The 19824-nt window shown below is 63.8% G+C and carries 16 protein-coding genes; 12 read left to right on the forward strand and 4 right to left on the reverse strand.

Translation table 11 applies throughout. The features are described from left to right. Positions 1–5 precede the first annotated feature (5 nt). The 3 genes from JMY24_RS12990 (at position 6) to tldD (ending at position 6826) form a co-directional block, all read left to right on the forward strand. The gene (locus tag JMY24_RS12990) at positions 6–4193 is read left to right on the forward strand and encodes a YhdP family protein (protein WP_201702194.1); all 4188 of its coding nucleotides are present in this window, start codon (positions 6–8) and stop codon (positions 4191–4193) included. Positions 4194–4372: 179 nt separating this feature from the next. Then, positions 4373–5269 carry a carbon-nitrogen hydrolase family protein gene (locus JMY24_RS12995; protein ID WP_128594302.1) on the forward strand — a complete coding sequence of 299 codons (897 nt, stop codon included), beginning with the start codon at positions 4373–4375 and terminating at the stop codon, positions 5267–5269. Positions 5270–5359: 90 nt separating this feature from the next. Further along, positions 5360–6826 (forward strand): metalloprotease TldD, encoded by a 1467-nt coding sequence (tldD, locus tag JMY24_RS13000; protein WP_128594301.1) that lies wholly within the window; start codon positions 5360–5362, stop codon positions 6824–6826. A gap of 105 nt (positions 6827–6931) precedes the next feature. Here tldD and JMY24_RS13005 read toward each other — a convergent pair whose 3' ends face one another. Next, positions 6932–7114, reverse strand: a complete 183-nt coding sequence (locus JMY24_RS13005) for a hypothetical protein (RefSeq protein WP_164862185.1) — start codon at positions 7112–7114, stop codon at positions 6932–6934. 57 nt (positions 7115–7171) lie between these two features. On the opposite strand from JMY24_RS13005, the gene aroG reads away from it, so the two are divergent. The 3 genes from aroG to JMY24_RS13020 all read left to right on the forward strand — a co-directional run bounded on the left by aroG (position 7172) and on the right by JMY24_RS13020 (position 9118). Then, positions 7172–8245, forward strand: coding sequence for a 3-deoxy-7-phosphoheptulonate synthase AroG (gene aroG, locus JMY24_RS13010; protein ID WP_128594300.1), 1074 nt, complete (start codon positions 7172–7174; stop codon positions 8243–8245). A gap of 198 nt (positions 8246–8443) precedes the next feature. After that, the gene (locus tag JMY24_RS13015) at positions 8444–8782 is read left to right on the forward strand and encodes a type II toxin-antitoxin system RelE/ParE family toxin (protein ID WP_128585262.1); all 339 of its coding nucleotides are present in this window, start codon (positions 8444–8446) and stop codon (positions 8780–8782) included. Between the two features lie 3 nt (positions 8783–8785). Then, positions 8786–9118: a helix-turn-helix domain-containing protein gene (locus JMY24_RS13020; protein WP_128585261.1), complete on the forward strand. Its 333-nt coding sequence runs from the start codon at positions 8786–8788 to the stop codon at positions 9116–9118. 69 nt (positions 9119–9187) lie between these two features. On the opposite strand, the gene hmpA is transcribed toward JMY24_RS13020, so the two are convergent. Both hmpA and JMY24_RS13030 read right to left on the reverse strand, forming a co-directional pair. Then, the gene (gene hmpA, locus JMY24_RS13025; protein WP_128594299.1) at positions 9188–10393 is read right to left on the reverse strand and encodes an NO-inducible flavohemoprotein; all 1206 of its coding nucleotides are present in this window, start codon (positions 10391–10393) and stop codon (positions 9188–9190) included. Between the two features lie 105 nt (positions 10394–10498). Further along, complete coding sequence (locus tag JMY24_RS13030) at positions 10499–11053, reverse strand: cob(I)yrinic acid a,c-diamide adenosyltransferase (protein ID WP_128594298.1); 555 nt, start codon at positions 11051–11053, stop codon at positions 10499–10501. A 418-nt stretch (positions 11054–11471) separates the two neighbouring features. On the opposite strand from JMY24_RS13030, the gene JMY24_RS13035 reads away from it, so the two are divergent. From JMY24_RS13035 to proC, 6 genes are all read left to right on the forward strand, one after another. Then, positions 11472–12887 carry an FAD-linked oxidase C-terminal domain-containing protein gene (locus tag JMY24_RS13035; RefSeq protein ID WP_128585258.1) on the forward strand — a complete coding sequence of 472 codons (1416 nt, stop codon included), beginning with the start codon at positions 11472–11474 and terminating at the stop codon, positions 12885–12887. 141 nt (positions 12888–13028) lie between these two features. Next, complete coding sequence (locus tag JMY24_RS13040) at positions 13029–14522, forward strand: FAD-linked oxidase C-terminal domain-containing protein (protein ID WP_128594297.1); 1494 nt, start codon at positions 13029–13031, stop codon at positions 14520–14522. Between the two features lie 136 nt (positions 14523–14658). Further along, the gene (gene glcE / locus JMY24_RS13045; protein ID WP_201702195.1) at positions 14659–15747 is read left to right on the forward strand and encodes a glycolate oxidase subunit GlcE; all 1089 of its coding nucleotides are present in this window, start codon (positions 14659–14661) and stop codon (positions 15745–15747) included. A 7-nt stretch (positions 15748–15754) separates the two neighbouring features. Further along, positions 15755–16981, forward strand: coding sequence for a glycolate oxidase subunit GlcF (glcF, locus tag JMY24_RS13050; RefSeq protein WP_201702196.1), 1227 nt, complete (start codon positions 15755–15757; stop codon positions 16979–16981). A 36-nt stretch (positions 16982–17017) separates the two neighbouring features. Beyond that, positions 17018–17716, forward strand: coding sequence for a YggS family pyridoxal phosphate-dependent enzyme (locus tag JMY24_RS13055; protein WP_128594296.1), 699 nt, complete (start codon positions 17018–17020; stop codon positions 17714–17716). Positions 17717–17824: 108 nt separating this feature from the next. Beyond that, positions 17825–18640, forward strand: coding sequence for a pyrroline-5-carboxylate reductase (gene proC / locus JMY24_RS13060; RefSeq protein ID WP_128594295.1), 816 nt, complete (start codon positions 17825–17827; stop codon positions 18638–18640). Positions 18641–18778: 138 nt separating this feature from the next. Here the strand turns inward: proC and ubiA are convergent, their stop codons facing one another. Continuing rightward, positions 18779–19642, reverse strand: coding sequence for a 4-hydroxybenzoate octaprenyltransferase (gene ubiA / locus JMY24_RS13065; RefSeq protein WP_128594294.1), 864 nt, complete (start codon positions 19640–19642; stop codon positions 18779–18781). Between the last annotated feature and the right edge of the window lie 182 nt (positions 19643–19824).

Here is a 19824-nt window from a genome sequence, read left to right on the forward strand (position 1 = left end):
GCAGCATGTCCGAGCGAAACGAACCCGCCGACCCGCAGAAAACCGGGCAGGCCCGGCCTCTGAGCGGAAGCGACCACGTCGTGCTGCGTCGGACTCTTCACGTCGTTCTGGCGCTCGCGCTTGTCCTGTATTTCATTGCAGCGGGACTGTACCTCGGCTTGCACTATGTGGTGCTGCCGCGCGCCGACGCTTTCCGCCCGCGCATCGAAGCCGCCCTCTCCGAAAAGCTGCACGCGCAGTTCACCATCGGCAAACTGGCGCCGCATTGGAGCGGGTTTCAACCAGGGCTCGACATCACTAATCTGGTGATTCGAGATCATGAGGGCAAACCTGCGCTGACGATACCGCACGCCACCGCGAGCTTGTCGTGGCGCTCGCTCTGGCAGTTCTATCCGACGCTATCGAGCCTGATCGTCGATCAACCGGACGTGCTGATTGCGCGCGGCAGCGACGGCGAGCTCTCGGTCGCGGGCGTGCCGGTGCCGACCCGTCATAGCGGCAACGACACGTTGTCCACATGGCTCATGCGCCAGCAGGCGATCGTCGTGCGCGGCGGCGTGCTGCGCTGGCGCGACGCCCAGCGTGACGAACCGGAGTTCGCGCTGCGCGACATCCGCATAGCGATTCTTAACGACGGCTACGATCACCGTCTTGCCCTTCAGGCGCCGCCAGACGGACGGTTGCTACACGGCCCAATCGATTTCCGCACGCATTTCCGCCACGCGCCGCTCGCGGCGATCGGCAAGCCGATTAACTGGAAGGGACAGGCCTACGTGTCGACCGGGCCGGTCGATCTGCCCACGCTTGCGCGTTACGTCAGGTTCCCGATCGAAACGTTCGCAGGCCGCATCGACAACGCAATCTGGGTCGAGTTCGCCGACGGCCGCATGAAGTCGGCGAGCGGCCAGATGGCCGGCGCAGATGTCGCGTTACGCGTGCGGCCCGCACAGCCGAAACTGCTTTTGCCGGTCGCCCATTTCGGGTGGCGCGTGGAAGCCGATCAGGGCGACTACAAGCTTCAACTCAGTAATATGCGCGCCGAACTCGGCCAGCCGCCGCTCGAGGACGGCACGCCGCTTACCCGCACACTTACGTTCAGCACGCTCGACGGACGCTACCGCAAAGCGTCCCAGCAAAACGGACAGCTCGTCAGCGTGTCGGGCGACCGTGTAGACCTGGGCATTCTCGCGGAATTCAGCCGCGCGCTGCCGCTGCCGCTGCCCCTTCTCAACGGTCTCGTGCGCTTCAACCCGCGTGGCCTCGTCGCCAACTACCTGATCGAAGTGGAGCGCGGCAAGCCGGAATCGGGCGAGCCCGGCGGCGACCGTCATGCGACGGGCGCCGAGCCGGTCGAGCGTTATCGCTTCAAGGGCGATCTGCAAGGCATCAGCGTCGCCGCGCAGGAACCGCCGCCTGGCCTCACCGCGCGCAATCATCCGCGCGCGGGCATTCCTGGCATCGAGAATCTATGGGGCAGTGTCGACGCCGATCAACGTCACGGTACGGCGGTGCTCGACACGTCCAACGTGGCGATCACGCTGCCGGGCGTCTTCGACGATCCGCGCCTGAAGCTCGACCGTCTGCACGGCCGTGCCGACTGGACCATAGGTATGAAAGCGCCCGGCGACAACCACCCGGCGTTCACCGTGAAACTTGCCGATTTTGGCGTCTCGAATTCAGACGTTGCGGCCACCGCCACCGCCGACTACAGCAACCCCGGTCACGGCCGCGGCTCGCTCGACCTGAAAGCGGACTTCGAGCGCGCGCAGGTCTCGCGCATCGCCCGCTATCTTCCGACCAGCATCAGCGAAAAGCTGCGCATCTATCTCGGTCACGGCTTGCAGGCCGGCGTGTCGCGCGGCGCGACGATCGAGGTACACGGCGATCTGACGAAATTCCCCTACTCGCGCGATCCCGACGCGGGCATCTTCCATATCGTCGCGCCGTTCAAGGGCGGCAAATTCGACCCTTCGCCGTACCCGCCGCGCAAGATGAGGAACGGCACGCCGAACGTCTGGCCGCCGCTCGACGGCATTGACGGCGTGTTCGAACTCAAACAGAAAGTGCTGCGATTCGACATCGACCGTGCGCGCTATAAACGCGTGGCGCTGCATGGCGTCAACGGCAGGATCGACGACCTCGGCACGCGCGAGTCGAACCTCGTCATCAAGGGCGACGGGCTGGGACCGCTCGCCGACATGCTCGACTACGTGAACGAAAGCTCGCTCGGCATCATGGCGCGGCACCAGACCGAGAAGATCCGCGCCGAAGGGCCGGCCTCGCTCGCGCTGAAGCTGACGGTTCCGCGCACGCCCAAGCCGCATATCGGCGTGGAAGGCGCGCTCGGCTTCGAGAATAATCGACTGACGGTAGAGAACGTGCCGCCGCTGTCCCAGGTGAGGGGCAAGGTGCACTTTACCGAACGCAGCGCGCAGACGGACCGGCTCACCGCGCAGTTCCTTGGCGGCGACCTGCGGGCAAGCGGCGGACTGAAGCAGGACGGCACCTACGCGCTCGACCTGGGCGGCCATATCGCCGTCGAGGCGGCGCGCGGGCTCGGTCTGCATGGTCCCGCGGCTCAGGTGCTCACGCGCATGAGCGGCAGCGCCCCCTACGCGCTCAGCGTGCGGGGCGCGAAAGGCAAGCTGCCGCAACTCACCGCGAACTCGGACCTGACCGGCCTCGCGCTCGACTTTCCGGCGCCGTTCAACAAGCCGGTCGGTACCCCCATGCCGCTGCGGCTTGCCGCCGGCCCGTCGACCGTCGCCGGCGAAAGCGGACTGGAGCGCGCCGAACTCAACTTCGGTCCGATCGCCGCGCGCTATCTGGTGGATTACGAGCCGAAAAGGCCGCCGACGGTGCTGCGCGGCGCAATCGGCGTGAACCGGCCGGCCGATCTGCCCTCGGAAGGCGTGATCGCCGCCGTCGACCTGGAAGCATTCGATGCCGACGCATGGCGCGCGCTCGTCACGCAGATGCGCAACAAGGAAGCGCCCGCCGCATCTGCCGCGCCGTCCACTCCCAACCCGACTGTCGCGCAGTTCCTGCCGAGCCGCTTCGCGCTCCACATCGGCACTTTGACGCTGCTCAAGCGCCATTGGGACAGCGTGATCGTCGGAGCTTCGCACGCGGACGGCAAATGGCAGGCGAATATCGCGTCCAATCAGGTGTCCGGTCACGTTTCGTGGCTGCCGGGCGCCGACAAGACGTCGCCGGGCACGCTGCAGGCGCGCTTCGCGCGCGTCGTGATTCCGTCGGTCGCGGACAAGGATCTGCTCGGTCAGGCTATCTCGGCTCCGGCGCAGAACATGCCGTCGATCGATCTGGTCGTCAACGAACTGATTGTGCGCGACCGCGATGTCGGCCGGCTCGAAGTGCTAGCGCACAATTTCAACGAAGACGGCGTGCCCGTCTGGCAACTCGACAAGCTGGACATTGCAAATCCCTCGGCCACGCTCACGGCGACGGCGAACTGGCGCACGTCGACCGAACTGGGCAACTCCGCCGACGACACCACGTCGCGCCGCACCGTGTTCGATTTCAAGCTCGACATCAAGGATGCGGGCGGACTGCTCCAGCGCTTCGGCCAGCCGCGCACGCTGAAGGCGGGCAGCGGCACGCTGTCGGGCAAGATGGTGTGGCGCGGCGGCCCGACCGCGATCGACTATCCGACGCTGAACGGCAACATGGCCGTGGATCTTCGTCACGGCCAGATTCTCAAGGTCGATCCGGGCGTCGCCAAGCTGCTCGGCGTGCTCAGTCTGCAAAGCCTTGCGCGCTTCGCGACGATGAACTTTCGCGACGTGATCGGCGAAGGTCTGCCGTTCGAGCACGTCACGGGAACCGCGCAGATTCACAACGGCATCGGCCGCACCGAGAACTTCGAGATGGTGACCGCGCCGGCGCGCGCCGAAATGAAAGGCTCCGTCGATCTGGCTCAGGAAACGCAGGATCTGCATGTCCGGATCGTGCCGACGGTGAGCGCCGGCGCAGCGGTCATCGCGGCCGCGGTGATCAATCCATTGCTCGGCCTGGGCGCGCTGGTGGCGGATCTGGCGTTCAGCCAATCAATCTCCCACGCGTTCGCGCGGGAGTACGCGATCACCGGCTCGTGGTCGAAACCGCACATCGAGCGGGTCAAGAGCGATCGGGGTAAGATGGACGCTCCAGCTTCGAGCGCGGGCGCGAACTGAGCGCCTTCGGTTGACGCTCTGGTTGAAGCTTCAGGTCGGTGCCGGGGTCCACGCTGCCGGTTGGTTACGGATTCAGGATTTACAGCGCTCCGCACCCGCGGCCCGAGCCAGCCTCGAACGACGTATGCGGCTGCGGAATTTCGCGACGCCGCCTTTGCCGGGAGTTTTTCGAAACGCTCATGAGCGAAACACACGTCTCTTCATCTTCGTCCCCCGCTTTGTCCGCCACCGCGCCGAGCGCTTCGCAGCTTGGGCAGGCAAGCGACACACAAAGCACGTTCCGCGTCGCGGCGCTGCAGATGGTGAGCACGCCGGATCGCGATCGAAATCTGGCCGACGCCGGGCGCCTGATCGCGGAAGCCGCGGCCGATGGCGCGCAGCTTGTCCTCCTGCCGGAATACTTCTGCTTCATGGGCTTCAAGGACACGGACAAGCTCGCCGTGCGCGAGGCTTATCGCGACGGCCCGATTCAGCGCTTTCTCGCGGATGCCGCGCGCCGTCACAAGCTGTGGGTGATCGGCGGCACGCTGCCGGTCACCGCGCCCGAACCGTCGCGCGTGTTGAACACCACGCTCGTGTTCGACCCGCAGGGTAACGAGGCGGCCCGCTACGACAAGATTCATCTATTCAACTTCGAGAAAGGCGAGGAATCGTTCGACGAGGCGCGCACCATCTGCCCCGGCGGCGAGGTCCGGACTTTCCAGTCGCCCTTCGGCCGTGTCGGCCTGTCGGTCTGCTACGATCTGCGCTTTCCCGAGCTGTACCGGCGCATGGGCGATTGCGCGCTGATGGTCGTGCCATCGGCGTTTACCTACACGACCGGCCGCGCGCATTGGGAAATGCTGCTGCGTGCCCGCGCCGTCGAAAACCAGTGCTACGTGCTGGCGGCGGCGCAAGGCGGCAAGCACGAGAATGGCCGCCGCACGTGGGGCCACAGCATGTTGGTCGACCCGTGGGGCGAAATCGTGGCGGTGCGTGACGAAGGCGCCGCCGTGGTCGCTGGGACGCTGGAGCGCACTCGCATCGACGAAGTGCGGCAGAGCCTGCCCGCCTGGCGTCACCGGGTGCTGAGCTAGACACATTGACATTGAAACTGCGGCGCCCCTCACCCATATAGTGACGGTGGCGCTAACCGAATCCTTCGTATCGAGCAGAACATACTTCGCATGAATATCATCGAACCCGGTATCCGTAATCTCGCCACCGCCAAGGACATCCTCCTGACGCCCTACGGTCTCGACGAATCCCTGCTCACCCGCACGCTGGCTGAGATCTTCACGCATCGCGTCGACTATGCGGACCTGTACTTCCAGGCAACCCGCAGCGAAGCGTGGAGTCTGGAAGAAGGCATCGTGAAGTCGGGCAGTTTCAGCATCGACCAGGGCGTCGGCGTGCGTGCCGTGTCGGGCGACCGCACGGCTTTCGCGTATTCGGACGACCTGTCGCCCGAAGCTATCCGCCAGGCGGCCATTGCCACACGTGCAATTGCCAAGGCCGGCGGCGGCAAGCAGAAGATCAAGGTGGCGTCGTCGCTGACCGGCATTGCCGGGCGCGATCTGTACCTGCCCGCCGATCCGCTGCATTCGCTCGACGCGACCGCCAAGGTCAAGCTGCTCGAGCGCATCGAACACATGGCGCGCGGTCGCGACCGGCGCATCCAGCAAGTGATGGCGGGCCTCGCCGGTGAATACGACGTCGTGCTGGTCGCGCGCAGCGACGGCGGCTTCGCAGCGGATATCCGCCCGCTCGTGCGAGTGTCCGTCACGGTGATCGCCGAGCAGAACGGACGCCGCGAAATCGGCAGTGGCGGCGGCGGCGGCCGCTTCGACTACAGCTATTTCACCGACGAAGTGCTGTCGCGCTACGTCGACGACGCGGTGCACGCAGCGCTCGTGAACCTCGAAGCGCGCCCGGCTCCTGCCGGCGCGATGACTGTCGTGCTTGGACCGGGCTGGCCCGGCGTGCTGCTGCACGAAGCAATCGGCCACGGTCTCGAAGGCGACTTCAATCGCAAGGGTTCGTCGGCGTTCGCGGGACGCATCGGCGAGCGGGTCGCGGCCAAGGGCGTGACTGTCGTCGACGACGGCACGCTGCCGAACCGCCGCGGCTCGCTCAACATCGACGACGAAGGCAATCCGACGCAGTGCACGACACTGATCGAAGACGGCATTCTCAAGGGTTACATTCAGGACACGCTCAACGCGCGGCTGATGAAGATGCCGGTCACGGGCAATGCACGCCGTGAGTCGTACGCGGCGCTGCCCATGCCGCGCATGACCAACACGTACATGCTCAACGGCGACAAGGACCCGCAGGAAATCATCGAATCGGTGAAAAACGGCTTGTATGCGGTGAATTTCGGCGGCGGCCAGGTCGACATCACCAATGGCAAGTTCGTGTTCTCGGCCTCCGAGGCGTACATGATCGAAGACGGCAAGATCACGTACCCGGTCAAGGGCGCGACGCTGATCGGCAGCGGTCCGGAGTCGCTCAAATACGTCAGCATGATCGGCAACGACATGAAGCTCGATTCGGGCGTCGGCGTGTGCGGCAAGGAAGGCCAGAGCGTGCCGGTTGGCGTCGGGCAGCCGACACTGCGCATCGACCGGATGACGGTTGGCGGCACTGCCTGAAAGTGAACACGCCGCATGTTTCGTGCGTCAAATGCGCAAAACATGCGGATTTTCCGCATTTTCTGGCCGCGCCGCTTGTCAGTCGAGCTTAACCGGGTTATAAAGTCACTCACCCTTTTTGACCAGCGACTCCATTTCGCCATGTCCGCCAAGTTTTACTTTTACTTTTTTTGGTATCTCAGACCGCTGGCGGATCGAGAGGGGTGTTAGTGCACGTAGAACACCGAGAATTCCCGAAAAACCGCCAGCGAGTCTGGCGGTTTTTTTTCGCCTTACGTCTTTGAACATTATGTTTTGCACGCACCGCCCGCGCGAACACGCTACGAACCGATTCAGGAGAACAACATGCCCCCGCACAACACCGACGATGTCCGCATTCGCGAATTGAAAGAACTTACTCCGCCTGCACACCTGATCCGCGAATTTGCCTGCGACGAAGCGGTGTCCGACCTGATCTACAACTCACGCACCGCCATGCACCGCATTCTGCACGGCATGGACGACCGCTTGATCGTCATCGTCGGGCCGTGCTCGATTCACGATACGAAGGCGGCGTTGGAATACGCGGGGCGTCTCGTCGAACTGCGCAAGCGCTTCGCGGGTGAACTCGAAGTTGTGATGCGTGTGTACTTCGAAAAGCCGCGCACGACGGTCGGCTGGAAGGGTCTCATCAACGACCCGCATATGGATAACAGCTTCAAGATCAACGAAGGGCTGCGCACGGCGCGCGAACTGCTGTTGCGCATCAACGAACTCGGTCTGCCCGCCGCCACCGAATATCTCGACATGATCAGCCCGCAGTACATCGCCGACCTGATCTCGTGGGGCGCGATCGGCGCGCGGACCACCGAGTCGCAAGTGCACCGCGAACTCGCTTCGGGCCTGTCGTGCCCGGTCGGCTTCAAGAACGGCACGGACGGCAATGTGAAGATCGCTGTCGACGCGATCAAAGCCGCGTCGCAGCCGCACCATTTCCTGTCGGTCACGAAAGGCGGCCACTCGGCGATCGTATCGACGGCGGGCAACGAGGATTGCCATATCATCCTGCGCGGCGGCAAGACGCCGAATTACGACGCGGACAGCGTCAACGCGGCGTGCTCGGACATCGGCAAGTCAGGTCTCGCCGCGCGTCTGATGATCGACGCGAGCCACGCGAATAGTTCGAAGAAGCATGAGAACCAGATCCCCGTGTGCGCGGACATCGGCCGGCAAATTGCTTCGGGTGACGAACGAATTATCGGCGTGATGGTGGAATCGCATCTGGTGGCCGGTCGCCAGGACTTGCAGGAAGGCTGCGCGCTCACGTACGGGCAGAGCGTCACCGATGCATGTATCGGCTGGGACGAAAGCGTTGCCGTGCTCGAAGGTCTCGCCGACGCCGTGAAGCAACGGCGCGTGGCGCGCGGAAGCGGCAACTGATTGCTGTTCGGCCGCATCGTGCGATGCGGATTGAAGACGAAAAACCCGGCTCGACGAGCCGGGTTTTTTGTTTTCCTGGCCGAACGGATGAATGGTGCTTCATGGGCCGCCTCGGTACCGTAACGAATCATGGCCGGGACTGGAATGACTTGACCCGGTGGATTGGTACGTATAATATTTTGTACACGGAAGGCGGTTATGGGGCAGGAAAAAGAAATTCGCTGGCTAGGGTCCAGCTATCGCGATCTACTCGCCTTTCCCGAAGAGCCGCGCCGGCAGGCGGGCTTTCAGTTAGGCAAGATTCAGGCAGGTCTCGATCCTGACGACTGGAAGCCGTTCGACTCAATCGGCGCTGGAACGCGTGAAATCCGCATCAGAGAAGCTAACGGTATTTATCGCGTGATGTACGTTTCGAAGTTTGCTGAAGCGCTTTACGTGCTTCATTGCATGCAGAAGAAAACGCAGAAGTTGGCTCCGCACGACAGATTGATCGCAGAAACGCGGTACCGCGCCATTATTAATGATAGGAAACCTTAACAAATGACGATCGACACTAAAATTCGTCACGTAACCAAGCCTGGCGCGAACGTGTTCCTCGAACTGGGCTTTTCCGCAGCGGAGGCGAAGCGCTTGCATGCCGCGTCGCAGAAGCAGATCAACGACACGAGGCTGCTCAAGGAGCAGCTCATGACGGAGTTATCCAGCTGGATAGAGCAGCATCATCTGAAGCAGGCAGAGGCCGCTGAGATTCTCATGGTCTCGCGCCCGCGCGTGTCCGACGTGGTCAACAAGAAAACCACCAAGTTCACCATCGACACGCTCGTGGAAATGTTGAGCCGAATTGGCAAGCCGGTTACGTTGGCGGTGGGATAGCGTGCATGGCTCGCGGCTTGTTTGCGTTTTTTTCGCTTCCTTGCGCGGCTTACCATGCACAGCTACGTTTCACTCGACCGCGCCCGAACCAAAGACCTCTGTGTGAATCCGCGCCGGGTCCACGCCGAGCGCTGCAAGCGCATCGCACTGTGCGCGCATGAAGGGCACCGGTCCGCAGATGTAGTAGTCGGCATCCGGCACGATGACCTGATCGGCGATTTTTGCCACGTCGAGACGCCCTTCGAAATCGTAGTCGACGCCCTGCCGGTCGCCTGCGTCGACCGCTTCATAGAACACCACGCGCTTCGCGTTCGGATGCGACGCGACGGTCTCGTTGAGCCACTGCCGGAACGCATGCACGCGGCCGTTACGGCATGCGTGCACGAAAGTCACGCTCCGCTCGCTGCCGTCGGCGAGGATGGTTGACAGCATCGAGGTCATCGGCGTCACGCCCACGCCGCCGCTCATCAGCACCACAGGCGTGGTTTTCTTGCGGTCGAGCGTGAAGTCGCCCATCGGCGCGCTCACATGTACGACGGTGCCCTCTTCGACATCCGCGTGCAGCAGGTTGGACACGTGGCCGGGCGCTGTGTCTTCGCGGCCGTCTTCGCGCTTCACGGAGATGCGCAGCCACTTGCCATGTGGTGCGTCCGACAAGCTGTACTGACGCGGCTGATCGACGCCCAGCTTGTCGACGAAACGTTTCACGCTCACATACTGGCCGGGTTCAAAGTCACACGTGGCCGAACCGTCGGCAGGCGTCAGATAGAACGACGTAATTTCGTCGCTCTCCACCTGCTTGCGCGCCACCTTGAACGGACGGAAGCCGCTCCACGCCGCGCCTTCATACAGCTTCGCCTCGGTGCCCACGAAGATGTTTGCGAGCTGACCATACGCGACTTGCCAGGCGTCGAGCGTGGGTTGATCGACCGCGTCGCCGAGCACGTCGACGATCGCACCCAACAGGTGGCGGCCCACAATCGGATAGTGCTCGGGCCGGATGTTCAAGCTAGCGTGCTTGTTGGCGATCCGCGAGACAGTCGGGCCGAGCGCGCCCAGATTGTCGATGTTGGCCGCGTACGCGTACACCGCGCGCGCCAGCGTTTCGGGTTGATTGCCGCTCTGCTGGTGCGTCTGGTTGAACAGGTTCTTCAACTCCGGATGATGCGCGAACATGCGCTTGTAGAAATGCTTCGTGATGGTCGTGCCATGTTCAGCAAGCACGGGCACCGTGGCTTTGACGCGGGCAATCTGTTCGGCGGTCAGGGCGGTCATTTATACTTCTCCTTAAAGATGCATATACGATACATCTTAAAGCATGTGGTCCGTTCAGACAGATTGTCGCAGGCCCATTGCCGCGTGCTGAAAGGGGCCGTGCGCCTAGTTTTGCCCGCGATCGTGCTGCCAGAGGACGTCCGCGCCGCCGTCGGCCCGATTGAGCACACGTGCGAAGACAAACAGAAGATCCGACAGACGGTTCACATACTGACGCGGCGCGGCGTTGACGGCTTCCTCGTCACCGAGGGCGACGATCGAGCGTTCGGCGCGGCGGCAAACGGTACGGCAAACGTGGGCGAGAGACGCCGCGCGCGAGCCGCCCGGCAAGATGAACTCTTTTAGAGGCGCAAGTGCAGCGTTGTGATCCGCGAGCCAATCGTCGAGCTGGGCGAGATGGCGGTCCGTGATCATTGTGTGACCCGGAATGCACAGTTCGCCGCCAAGGTCGAACAGATCGTGCTGGATCGAGACCAGCGCCGCTCGCACGTCGTCGGGCAGACGCTCGCACAGCAGCACGCCGAGATTCGAATTGAGTTCGTCGACGTCGCCGATCGCCGCAATGCGCGCGCTGTCCTTGCGGACGCGCCGGCCGTCGCCGAGACCGGTGGTGCCGTCGTCGCCGGTGCGAGTGGCAATCTTGCTTAGACGGTTACCCATGATTTCTCCCTGCATTCAATGACGATGCCCGCGCCGATCGCGGACATCAGCGCACCGATAGCGCACCGGGCACGGACTAGGTCCCAGTGCCTTGCACTGTGCTGGCCGCTGCGCAGCCACCGCATCATCTACCGCGTTATCACCGCGTTAACCATATTGCGCAGAGCCAGCAGCCGCCGCCATTATAGGAGCGATGGCCGGCACGAAGTCCCCGAAGCGATTAAAGCGGCGCGACCACGGCAGAAAGCGATCGGCGTAAAATGAAGTGCCTGCTGCAAAAGCAGCTTCGCCTGACAATTACTAACAAGCTTTTTTATGGAGCTGGAGCAAGCGCCAAAGCGCCAACTCCGGTCGACATCCTTGATTGGGACCGGAGTAAGCGCTGAAGCGCTAACTCCGGTCGACACAGGAGACATGTGTGAATCATTCCGTTCCGTCGGCCACGCTGCGCCGGCCATTTCCCGCCGAATTGCTGAGCGCCCTCACCAACGCCTTCGGTGAGCGCGTGTCGGTCGCGCAAGCCGTGCGAGAGCACCACGGCCGCGACGAATCGCCGTTCGATCCCCAACTGCCCGACGCCGTCGTCTTCGCGCGCAACACTGAAGACGTGCAGACCGCCGTGAAGCTGTGCGGCCAGTACAACGTGCCGATCATTCCGTACGGCAACGGCTCGTCGCTGGAAGGGCATCTGCTTGCGGTGCAGGGCGGCGTGTCGATCGATATGTCGGAAATGAACCGCGTGCTGTCCATCAACGCCGAAGACCTCACGGTCACCGTCGAGCCAGGCATTTCGCGCAAGCAGTTGAACGAAGCACTACGCGACACCGGCCTCTTTTTCCCAATCGATCCGGGCGCGGACGCGAGCATCGGCGGCATGTCGGCCACGCGTGCATCAGGCACCAACGCTGTGCGCTACGGCACGATGCGCGAAAACGTGCTCGGGCTCAGCGTGGTGCTGGCCGACGGCCGCGTCATCAAGACGGGCACGCGGGCGCGCAAATCGTCCGCGGGCTACGACCTCACGCGTCTATTCGTCGGCTCGGAGGGCACGCTCGGCGTGATCACCGAAGTCACCGTGCGTCTTTATCCGCAGCCGGAGGCCGTGTCCGCCGCCGTCTGCGCATTTCCGTCGATGGGCGACGCGGTTCGCGCCGTCATCGAAACAATTCAGATCGGCGTGCCGATTGCCCGCGTGGAATTCGTCGACGCGCTCGCGATCCGCTCGATCAACCGGCATTCGAATCTCACGCTGCGCGAGGCGCCCACGCTGTTCTTCGAATTCCACGGCACCGAGGCCGGCGTGAAGGAACAAGCCGAACTCGTGCAGGAACTCGCCGCGCAGAACGGCGGCGAAGGATTCGAATGGGCGACGCGGCCGGAAGACCGCAGCCGTCTGTGGAACGCGCGCCACAATGCCTATTTCGCGATGCTGCAACTGAAGCCCGGTTGCCGCGCCGTCACGACCGACGTCTGCGTGCCGATCTCGCGACTCGCGGAATGCGTTGTGGAAACCGAGCAGGATTTGAAGGCCTCGCCGCTGCCCTGCCCGATCGTCGGCCATGTTGGCGACGGCAATTTCCACGTCGCGATCCTGATCGATCCGGACAAGCCGGACGAACTCGCCGAGGCAGAGCGCTTGAACCATCGCATCGTGCAGCGCGCGCTGCGCATGGACGGCACCTGCACCGGCGAGCATGGAGTCGGTCTGCACAAGATGGGTTTTCTGCTGGAAGAACACGGCGACGTTGCGGTGGACACCATGCGCTCCATCAAACACGCGCTCGATCCGCAAAATCTGATGAACCCCGGCAAGATTTTTAGCTGGGCGGCTTGAAGCGTCGTTCCGAGGCGCGTTGTCGAAAGCGATTGAGCAGGACTGACCGCGGCTGAGCGTGATCGAGCCGCGGCGGCCGCGAACGGCCCGCCACGCAAGCGCCGGATAGCGCCGGGCGAAAGACACGAGGAGACGACTCACATGAATGCACCCGCCGAACTGTCGGCAGAGGTTCTCGCCCAGCGCCAGCGCGAAGTCGTGCAGGCGCTGATGGCGGTGCTGCCGAACCACTGTCTGCTATATCGCGAAGAAGATACCGTCGCGTACGACTGCGACGGCCTCGCCGCCTATCGTCGTCTGCCGCTCGCCGTCACGTTGCCGGAGACGGAGTCGCAAGTGCAGCGCATCGTGCAGATCTGCAATCGTCTCGGAGTGCCGATCGTGCCGCGCGGCGCCGGCACTGGCCTGTCCGGCGGTGCAATGCCGATTCGCCACGGCGTGGTGGTATCGCTCGCGCGCTTCAGGAAAATCATCGAGGTGGACTCCTACGCGCGAACCGCCACGGTGCAACCAGGCGTGCGCAATCTGTCGATTTCCGAAGCCGCCGCGCCTTACGGTTTGTACTACGCGCCGGACCCGTCGTCGCAGATCGCCTGCACGATTGGCGGCAACGTGTCGGAGAACTCGGGCGGCGTGCATTGCCTCAAGTACGGCCTCACCGTGCACAACGTGCTGCGCGTGCGCGCCGTGACAATGGAAGGCGAGATCGTCGAGTTCGGCTCGCTCGCGCCCGACGCGCCCGGCCTCGATCTGCTCGCGGTGCTGATTGGCAGCGAAGGTATGTTCGCGATCGTCACCGAGGTCACCGTCAAGCTGATTCCAAAACCGCAAACGGCGCAGGTCATCATGGCCAGTTTCGACGACGTCGTGAAAGGCGGCGATGCGGTCGCCGGCATCGTGGCCGCGGGCATCATTCCGGCGGGCCTCGAGATGATGGACAAGCCGGCCACGCGCGCGGTCGAGGAATTCGTCCACGCGGGCTACGATCTCGACGCGGCGGCGATTCTTCTATGCGAATCCGACGGCACGCCCGAGGAAGTCGCCGACGAAATTGTCCGCATGACCGCAGTGCTTCGCGAGCACGGCGCAACCCGTATCCAGATCTCCCGCACGGAAAACGAGCGGCTGCGCTTCTGGTCCGGGCGCAAGAACGCGTTCCCCGCCGCGGGCCGGATTTCGCCGGACTACTACTGCATGGACGGCACCGTGCCGCGCCGCAGTATCGGCCCGCTGCTCGCGCGCATCGAAGAGATGGAAAAGAAGTACGGCCTGCGCTGCATCAACGTGTTTCATGCGGGCGACGGCAACATGCATCCGCTGATCCTCTTCAACGGCAACGACCAGGACGAATGGCACAGGGCCGAAGCGTTCGGCTCCGACATTCTGGAAGCGTGCGTCGAACTGGGCGGCACGGTGACGGGCGAGCACGGCGTCGGCATCGAGAAGATCAACTCGATGTGCGTGCAGTTCTCGCCGGAAGAGCGCGATGCATTTCACGCGGTCAAGCGTGCGTTCGATCCGCCCGGCTTGCTGAACCCGGACAAGGGCATTCCCACCCGAGCGCGCTGCGCCGAGTACGGCAAGATGCATGTGCGCGGCGGTCTGCTGCCGCATCCGGAACTGCCGCGCTTCTAGCGCCACGCAATACGCATAGCCCGTCGTGGCGGCGCTTGCCGCCATCTCACCCTGATTACCCGATGCGGGTCCGCTCCGGGTTGTCAGCGCGCCCCCGCCCGGTACAATCGATCGAAACACAACGAAGCAGGGCATCATGGAAGAGGACGACATCGTCGCCATGTGGTCGGAACGCGTGCGTTCCGCCAGCGCCGCAGGCCGCGCGTTGCGCGTTCGCGGCGGCGGCACGAAAGACTGGTACGGTCAGACGCTGGAAGGCGAGATCCTCGACACGCGCGCTTATCGCGGCATCGTCGCTTACGACCCGGCGGAGCTGGTCATCACCGCGCGCGCCGGCACCCCGCTGCTCGAAATCGAAACCGCGCTCGCCGAACATCATCAGATGCTCGCCTTCGAGCCGCCGCACTTCGGGCCGCAAGCCACCTTCGGCGGCTGCATCGCCGCGGGCATCGCCGGCCCGCGCCGCCCGTCGGCCGGTGCGGCGCGCGACTTCGTGCTCGGTGCGGTCATCATGAACGGCCAGGGACAAGCACTGCATTTCGGCGGCCAGGTGGTGAAAAACGTCGCCGGTTATGACGTCTCGCGCTTGATGGCGGGCTCGCTCGGCACGCTTGGGCTCATCCTCGAACTCTCGGTCAAGGTGCTGCCGCAGCCGCAGGCCGAAGCCACGCTCAAGTTCGACGTGAACGGCACGGACGCTGTCCGTAAGCTCAACGAATGGGGCGGCCGCCCGTTGCCGATTACCGCGAGCGCGTGGCGCCACGGCACGCTTGCCGTGCGTCTCGCGGGCGCCGAGAGCGCGGTCAAGTCGGCGCGTGCGTCGCTGGGCGGCGAGGTTGTCGATGCGGTCGAGGCAGAACGCTTCTGGGCGGGCCTGCGCGAGCAGACCGACACGTTCTTCGCCGCGATTCCGCCGAAAGCCGCGCTGTGGCGGCTCGCGCTGCCGTCCATCACCGAGCCGCTGCAATTGCCAGGCGCTCAATTGATGGAATGGGGCGGCGCGCAGCGCTGGTGGATCACGGACACCGACGCGCAAACCGTGCGCATCAGCGCAAAGCAAGCCGGCGGTCACGCGACGATCTTCCGCACCGGCCACGGCTATGACCGCGGAGCTGGCGTGTTCACGCCGCTGCCCGCGCCGCTGATGAAAATCCATCGCGGCCTGAAAACCGCTTTCGACCCGGCCCGCATCTTCAATCGCGGCCGTCTCTACCCCGACTTCTGAGCGCGCGATGCAAACCAATCTCGCGGACTTCATTCGCAACACGCCCGACGGCGACGAGGCCGACGCCATCCTGCGCAATTGCGTGCACTGCGGCTTCTGCACGGCCACGTGCCCGACCTACCAGTTGCTCGGCGACGAACTCGACGGCCCGCGCGGCCGCATCTATCTGATCAAGCAGATGGTGGAAGGCGCCGAAGTCACGCGCAGCACGCAGGTTCACCTCGACCGCTGCCTCACTTGCCGAAATTGCGAATCGACCTGCCCGTCCGGCGTGCAGTACGGCAAGCTGGTGGAAATCGGCCGCAAGATCACCGAGAAAAAGGTAACGCGCCCGCTCGGCCAGCGTCTCACGCGCCGATTCCTCGCGAGCTTCGTGCCGAACAGCGCGCTATTCACGCCGGCCATGCGTCTCGGCCAGCATTTCCGCGCGTTGCTGCCGCGAAAGTTACGCGACAAGGTGCCCGCGCGGCAGCGTCCGCTCGAATGGCCGACCGCAAGACATACGCGCAAGATGCTGATGCTCGCGGGCTGCGTGCAACCGTCGATGATGCCCAACGTCAACGTCGCCACCGCGCGCGTGCTCGATGCCCTCGGTGTGGAAACGCTGGTCGCGCCCGAGGCGGGCTGCTGCGGTGCCGTGCGCCTGCATCTCGGCTATAACGACGAAGCGCTCGTCGACATGCGCGCCAACATCGACGCATGGTGGCCGTATGTCGAACAGGGCGTCGAGGCGATCGTGATGAACGCGTCGGGCTGCGGCGCGACCGTGAAGGAATACGCGCACCTGTTGCGCCATGATGCGGCGTATGCGGAGAAGGCGCGCCGCATCGTCGAATTGACACGCGACATTGCCGAGATCCTGCCGGACTTCGAGGAACAACTCGCGTCGATCTCGCGCCGCCGTGCGATCCACACGGTGGCATTTCATCCGCCCTGCACGTTGCAGCACGGGCAGCAGGTGCGCGGCACAGTGGAACATCTGCTGACCCGACTCGGCGTGGAAGTGCGCCTGCCCGCCGACAGCCACCTCTGCTGCGGCTCGGCCGGCACGTACTCGCTCACGCAGCCGAGGCTCTCGTATGCGTTGCGCGATCAGAAGCTCGAGCGGCTGCAGGCGCAGGAGCCGCAAATGATCGTGTCTGCGAATGTGGGCTGCATTTCGCACCTGCAGAGCGGCACGTCCACACCGGTCGCGCACTGGATCGAACTGGTCGAGCACATGCTGTCCGTATAATCGGGGCATCGACTTCCGTCCGTTCCCGTTCGTTCCATGCCCGATCTGATTCATAACCTCGAAGCGGTACAGCAGCGCATCGCAATGGCCGCACACGTGGCCGGGCGCGACGCCCGTTCCATCGCCCTACTCGCGGTCTCGAAAACTTTCCCTGCCGAAGACGTGCGCGCGGCGCACGTCGCCGGTCAATGCGCGTTCGGCGAAAACTACGTGCAGGAAGCCATCACGAAGATCGAAGCGCTCGCCGATTTGCGCGGCTCGCTCGAATGGCATTTCATCGGGCCGTTGCAGTCGAACAAAACGCGTCCGGTGGCTGAGCAGTTCGACTGGGTGCATTCGGTCGATCGCCTTAAGATCGCGCAGCGCCTTTCCGAACAGCGGCCCGATAATCTGCCGGCGCTGAATGTGTGCCTGCAGGTCAACATCAGCGGCGAGACGTCGAAAAGCGGCGTGAGCATCGCGGAAGCCGTCGAAGTCGCGAGAGAGATCGCCACGCTGCCCAAGCTGAAATTGCGCGGCCTGATGGCAATTCCCGAACCGGTCGGCAGCATCGACGAACAGCGCGTGCCGCATCGCCGGTTGCGCGAACTGTTCGAACGTCTGCGCGACGAAGGCCTCCAGCTCGATACGCTCTCAATGGGCATGTCTAACGACCTCGAGGCCGCGGTACTCGAAGGCGCGACCATCGTGCGCGTGGGCACCGCGATCTTCGGCGCGCGCGATTATTCGAACTAGCGGTTGCAAGCGCGGTTTCAAGCGCGGCTGCAAGCGCGGTTTCAACTGGGGCTGCAATTGCGGTTGCAAGCGCGGATTCAGACGCTCAATCAAACCTTCCGGAACATCATGAAAATTGCTTTTATCGGCGGCGGCAACATGGCTGCGGCGTTGATCGGCGGCCTTATCAAGCGTGGCGTCGCGCCCGCCGATCTGTATGCGATAGATCCCAACGAAGACGCGCGCAAGCGCAACGAAGAGCAGTTTGGCATCCAAACCGGCGCCGCCGCCGACGCGGCGCTCGCTGCGTATGACGCCGTCGTGCTCGCAGTGAAGCCGCAGATCCTGAAGAGCGTCGCTGAATCGCTCGCGCCGCATCTGAAGGCGTCGCAACTGGCAATCAGCATAGTCGCCGGCATTCGTATGGACGACATGTCGCGCTGGCTGAACGGCCACACGCGGATCGTGCGCGTCATGCCGAATACGCCGGCGCTGATCGGCATGGGCGTCGCCGGATTGGCCGCAACCGCAAGCGTCGACGAAGCGGGCCGTGCGCTTGCGTCGCAGGTGTTGGGCGCAGTCGGCGAAACGGTATGGTTCGACGACGAAGCGAAGATCGACGCCGTCACCGCCATTTCGGGAAGCGGCCCGGCCTACGTGTTTTACTTCATCGAAGCACTGCAGGAAGCCGCGCGCCAGCTCGGTATGGATGAAGCGCAAGGCCGCGCGCTTGCCGTGGCGACGTTCACGGGAGCCGCGCAACTGGCGGCGAATTCCGACGAGCCGCCGGGCGTGTTGCGCGAACGCGTGACATCGAAGGGCGGCACGACGGCGGCGGCGCTTGCCTCGTTCGATGCAAGCGGCGTGAAGGAGGCAATCGTTCGCGGGGCGCTCGCCGCCGATGCGCGCGCGAAAGAAATGGGCGACGAGTTCGGCAAGCAGTAAGCGCGGCCATCGCCGGTTACTGTCTATCGCCTGGTACCGGCTGTGAGGGGATAAGCCGTAAAACGCGGAGCCTATTCGACTCGCTCCGCGTTCAGTGCAAAAGAGACACGCGGGAAATGAACAGACCGCGCCGGAGACTCAGGACAAGGCCACCGCGTAATGCGCGGCAATGCCGACGAACAACGCGCCGCCCAGCCAGTTGTTATGCCGGAACGCCGCGAAGCACGCCATCCGCTCACGGTCGCGAATGAGCGTGTAGTGATAGACCGCGCAGCCCGCCGCAGCAACCCACCCCAACCAGTACAGAACGCCGAAACCCAGCATCACGCCGATGCCCGCGTAGATTCCGAGTGTGACCGCATAGCAGAGCATGATCGCGGCCACGTCGAAACGGCCAAAGGTGAGCGCCGAAGTGCGGATACCGATCCTGATGTCGTCGTCGCGATCGACCATTGCATATTCGGTGTCGTAAGCGACCGACCAGAATACGTTCGCGAGCAGCATGACCCAGGCGAGCATCGGCACGTGGTTCTGCACGGCCGCGAACGCCATCGGAATGCCGAATCCAAATGCGATCCCCAGGTACGCCTGCGGAATCGCGAAGAAACGCTTCGTGAACGGATACGAGCCGGCTACGAACAGCGCGGCCACCGACAACTCTTTCGTCAACGCATTGAGCGGCAGAATCAGCAGAAAAGCCAGCAAGGACAAACCGGCGGCGAGCGCCACTGCTTCCCACGCCTTGACCTTACCTGAGGTGATCGGACGATTCTCGGTGCGCTTTACATAGCGGTCGAAATCGCGATCGGCGTAGTCGTTGATCGCGCAACCCGCCGAGCGCATCAGCACCGTGCCTACCGTGAAGATAACGAGAAGCGGCCACGACGGACGACCGTCGGACGCGATCCACAGCGCGTTGAGCGTCGGCCACAGCAGCAGCAGACTGCCGATAGGCTTGTCCATACGCACAAGGCGCAGATAGAGCGGAAGTCGGGCGAACATGGCGGACTCTGTAATGGCGGGCGAAGTGCGGAAACAGTGCCGCTATTTTACGGGATGCCGCCGACGTCGAGCGTCGCGCGACCCGCGCGTTGAAGTCTCATGACGCAACAGCGCTCGCGAAAGCCACGCCGCAAAAAACAAAGCCTCCCGCGAGGGAGGCTTTAGCGTGTCCGGCTGTATCT

It is taken from the genome of Paraburkholderia kirstenboschensis (assembly GCF_904848585.1).
GTDB classification, from domain to species: domain Bacteria; phylum Pseudomonadota; class Gammaproteobacteria; order Burkholderiales; family Burkholderiaceae; genus Paraburkholderia; species Paraburkholderia kirstenboschensis.

Bases quoted from the DNA above. Each gene is read 5' to 3' on its own strand.
- JMY24_RS12990 (WP_201702194.1), top strand. From the start codon at position 6: ATGTCCGAGCGAAACGAACCCGCCGACCCGCAGAAAACCGGGCAGGCC.
- hmpA (WP_128594299.1), bottom strand. From the start codon at position 10,393: ATGACCGCCCTGACCGCCGAACAGATTGCCCGCGTCAAAGCCACGGTG.
- glcE (WP_201702195.1), top strand. From the start codon at position 14,659: ATGGAAGAGGACGACATCGTCGCCATGTGGTCGGAACGCGTGCGTTCC.
- JMY24_RS13015 (WP_128585262.1), top strand. From the start codon at position 8,444: ATGGGGCAGGAAAAAGAAATTCGCTGGCTAGGGTCCAGCTATCGCGAT.
- JMY24_RS13005 (WP_164862185.1), bottom strand. From the start codon at position 7,114: ATGTTCAAAGACGTAAGGCGAAAAAAAACCGCCAGACTCGCTGGCGGT.
- JMY24_RS13020 (WP_128585261.1), top strand. From the start codon at position 8,786: ATGACGATCGACACTAAAATTCGTCACGTAACCAAGCCTGGCGCGAAC.
- proC (WP_128594295.1), top strand. From the start codon at position 17,825: ATGAAAATTGCTTTTATCGGCGGCGGCAACATGGCTGCGGCGTTGATC.
- tldD (WP_128594301.1), top strand. From the start codon at position 5,360: ATGAATATCATCGAACCCGGTATCCGTAATCTCGCCACCGCCAAGGAC.
- JMY24_RS13055 (WP_128594296.1), top strand. From the start codon at position 17,018: ATGCCCGATCTGATTCATAACCTCGAAGCGGTACAGCAGCGCATCGCA.
- ubiA (WP_128594294.1), bottom strand. From the start codon at position 19,642: ATGTTCGCCCGACTTCCGCTCTATCTGCGCCTTGTGCGTATGGACAAG.
- JMY24_RS13040 (WP_128594297.1), top strand. From the start codon at position 13,029: ATGAATGCACCCGCCGAACTGTCGGCAGAGGTTCTCGCCCAGCGCCAG.
- JMY24_RS12995 (WP_128594302.1), top strand. From the start codon at position 4,373: ATGAGCGAAACACACGTCTCTTCATCTTCGTCCCCCGCTTTGTCCGCC.
- JMY24_RS13030 (WP_128594298.1), bottom strand. From the start codon at position 11,053: ATGGGTAACCGTCTAAGCAAGATTGCCACTCGCACCGGCGACGACGGC.
- glcF (WP_201702196.1), top strand. From the start codon at position 15,755: ATGCAAACCAATCTCGCGGACTTCATTCGCAACACGCCCGACGGCGAC.
- aroG (WP_128594300.1), top strand. From the start codon at position 7,172: ATGCCCCCGCACAACACCGACGATGTCCGCATTCGCGAATTGAAAGAA.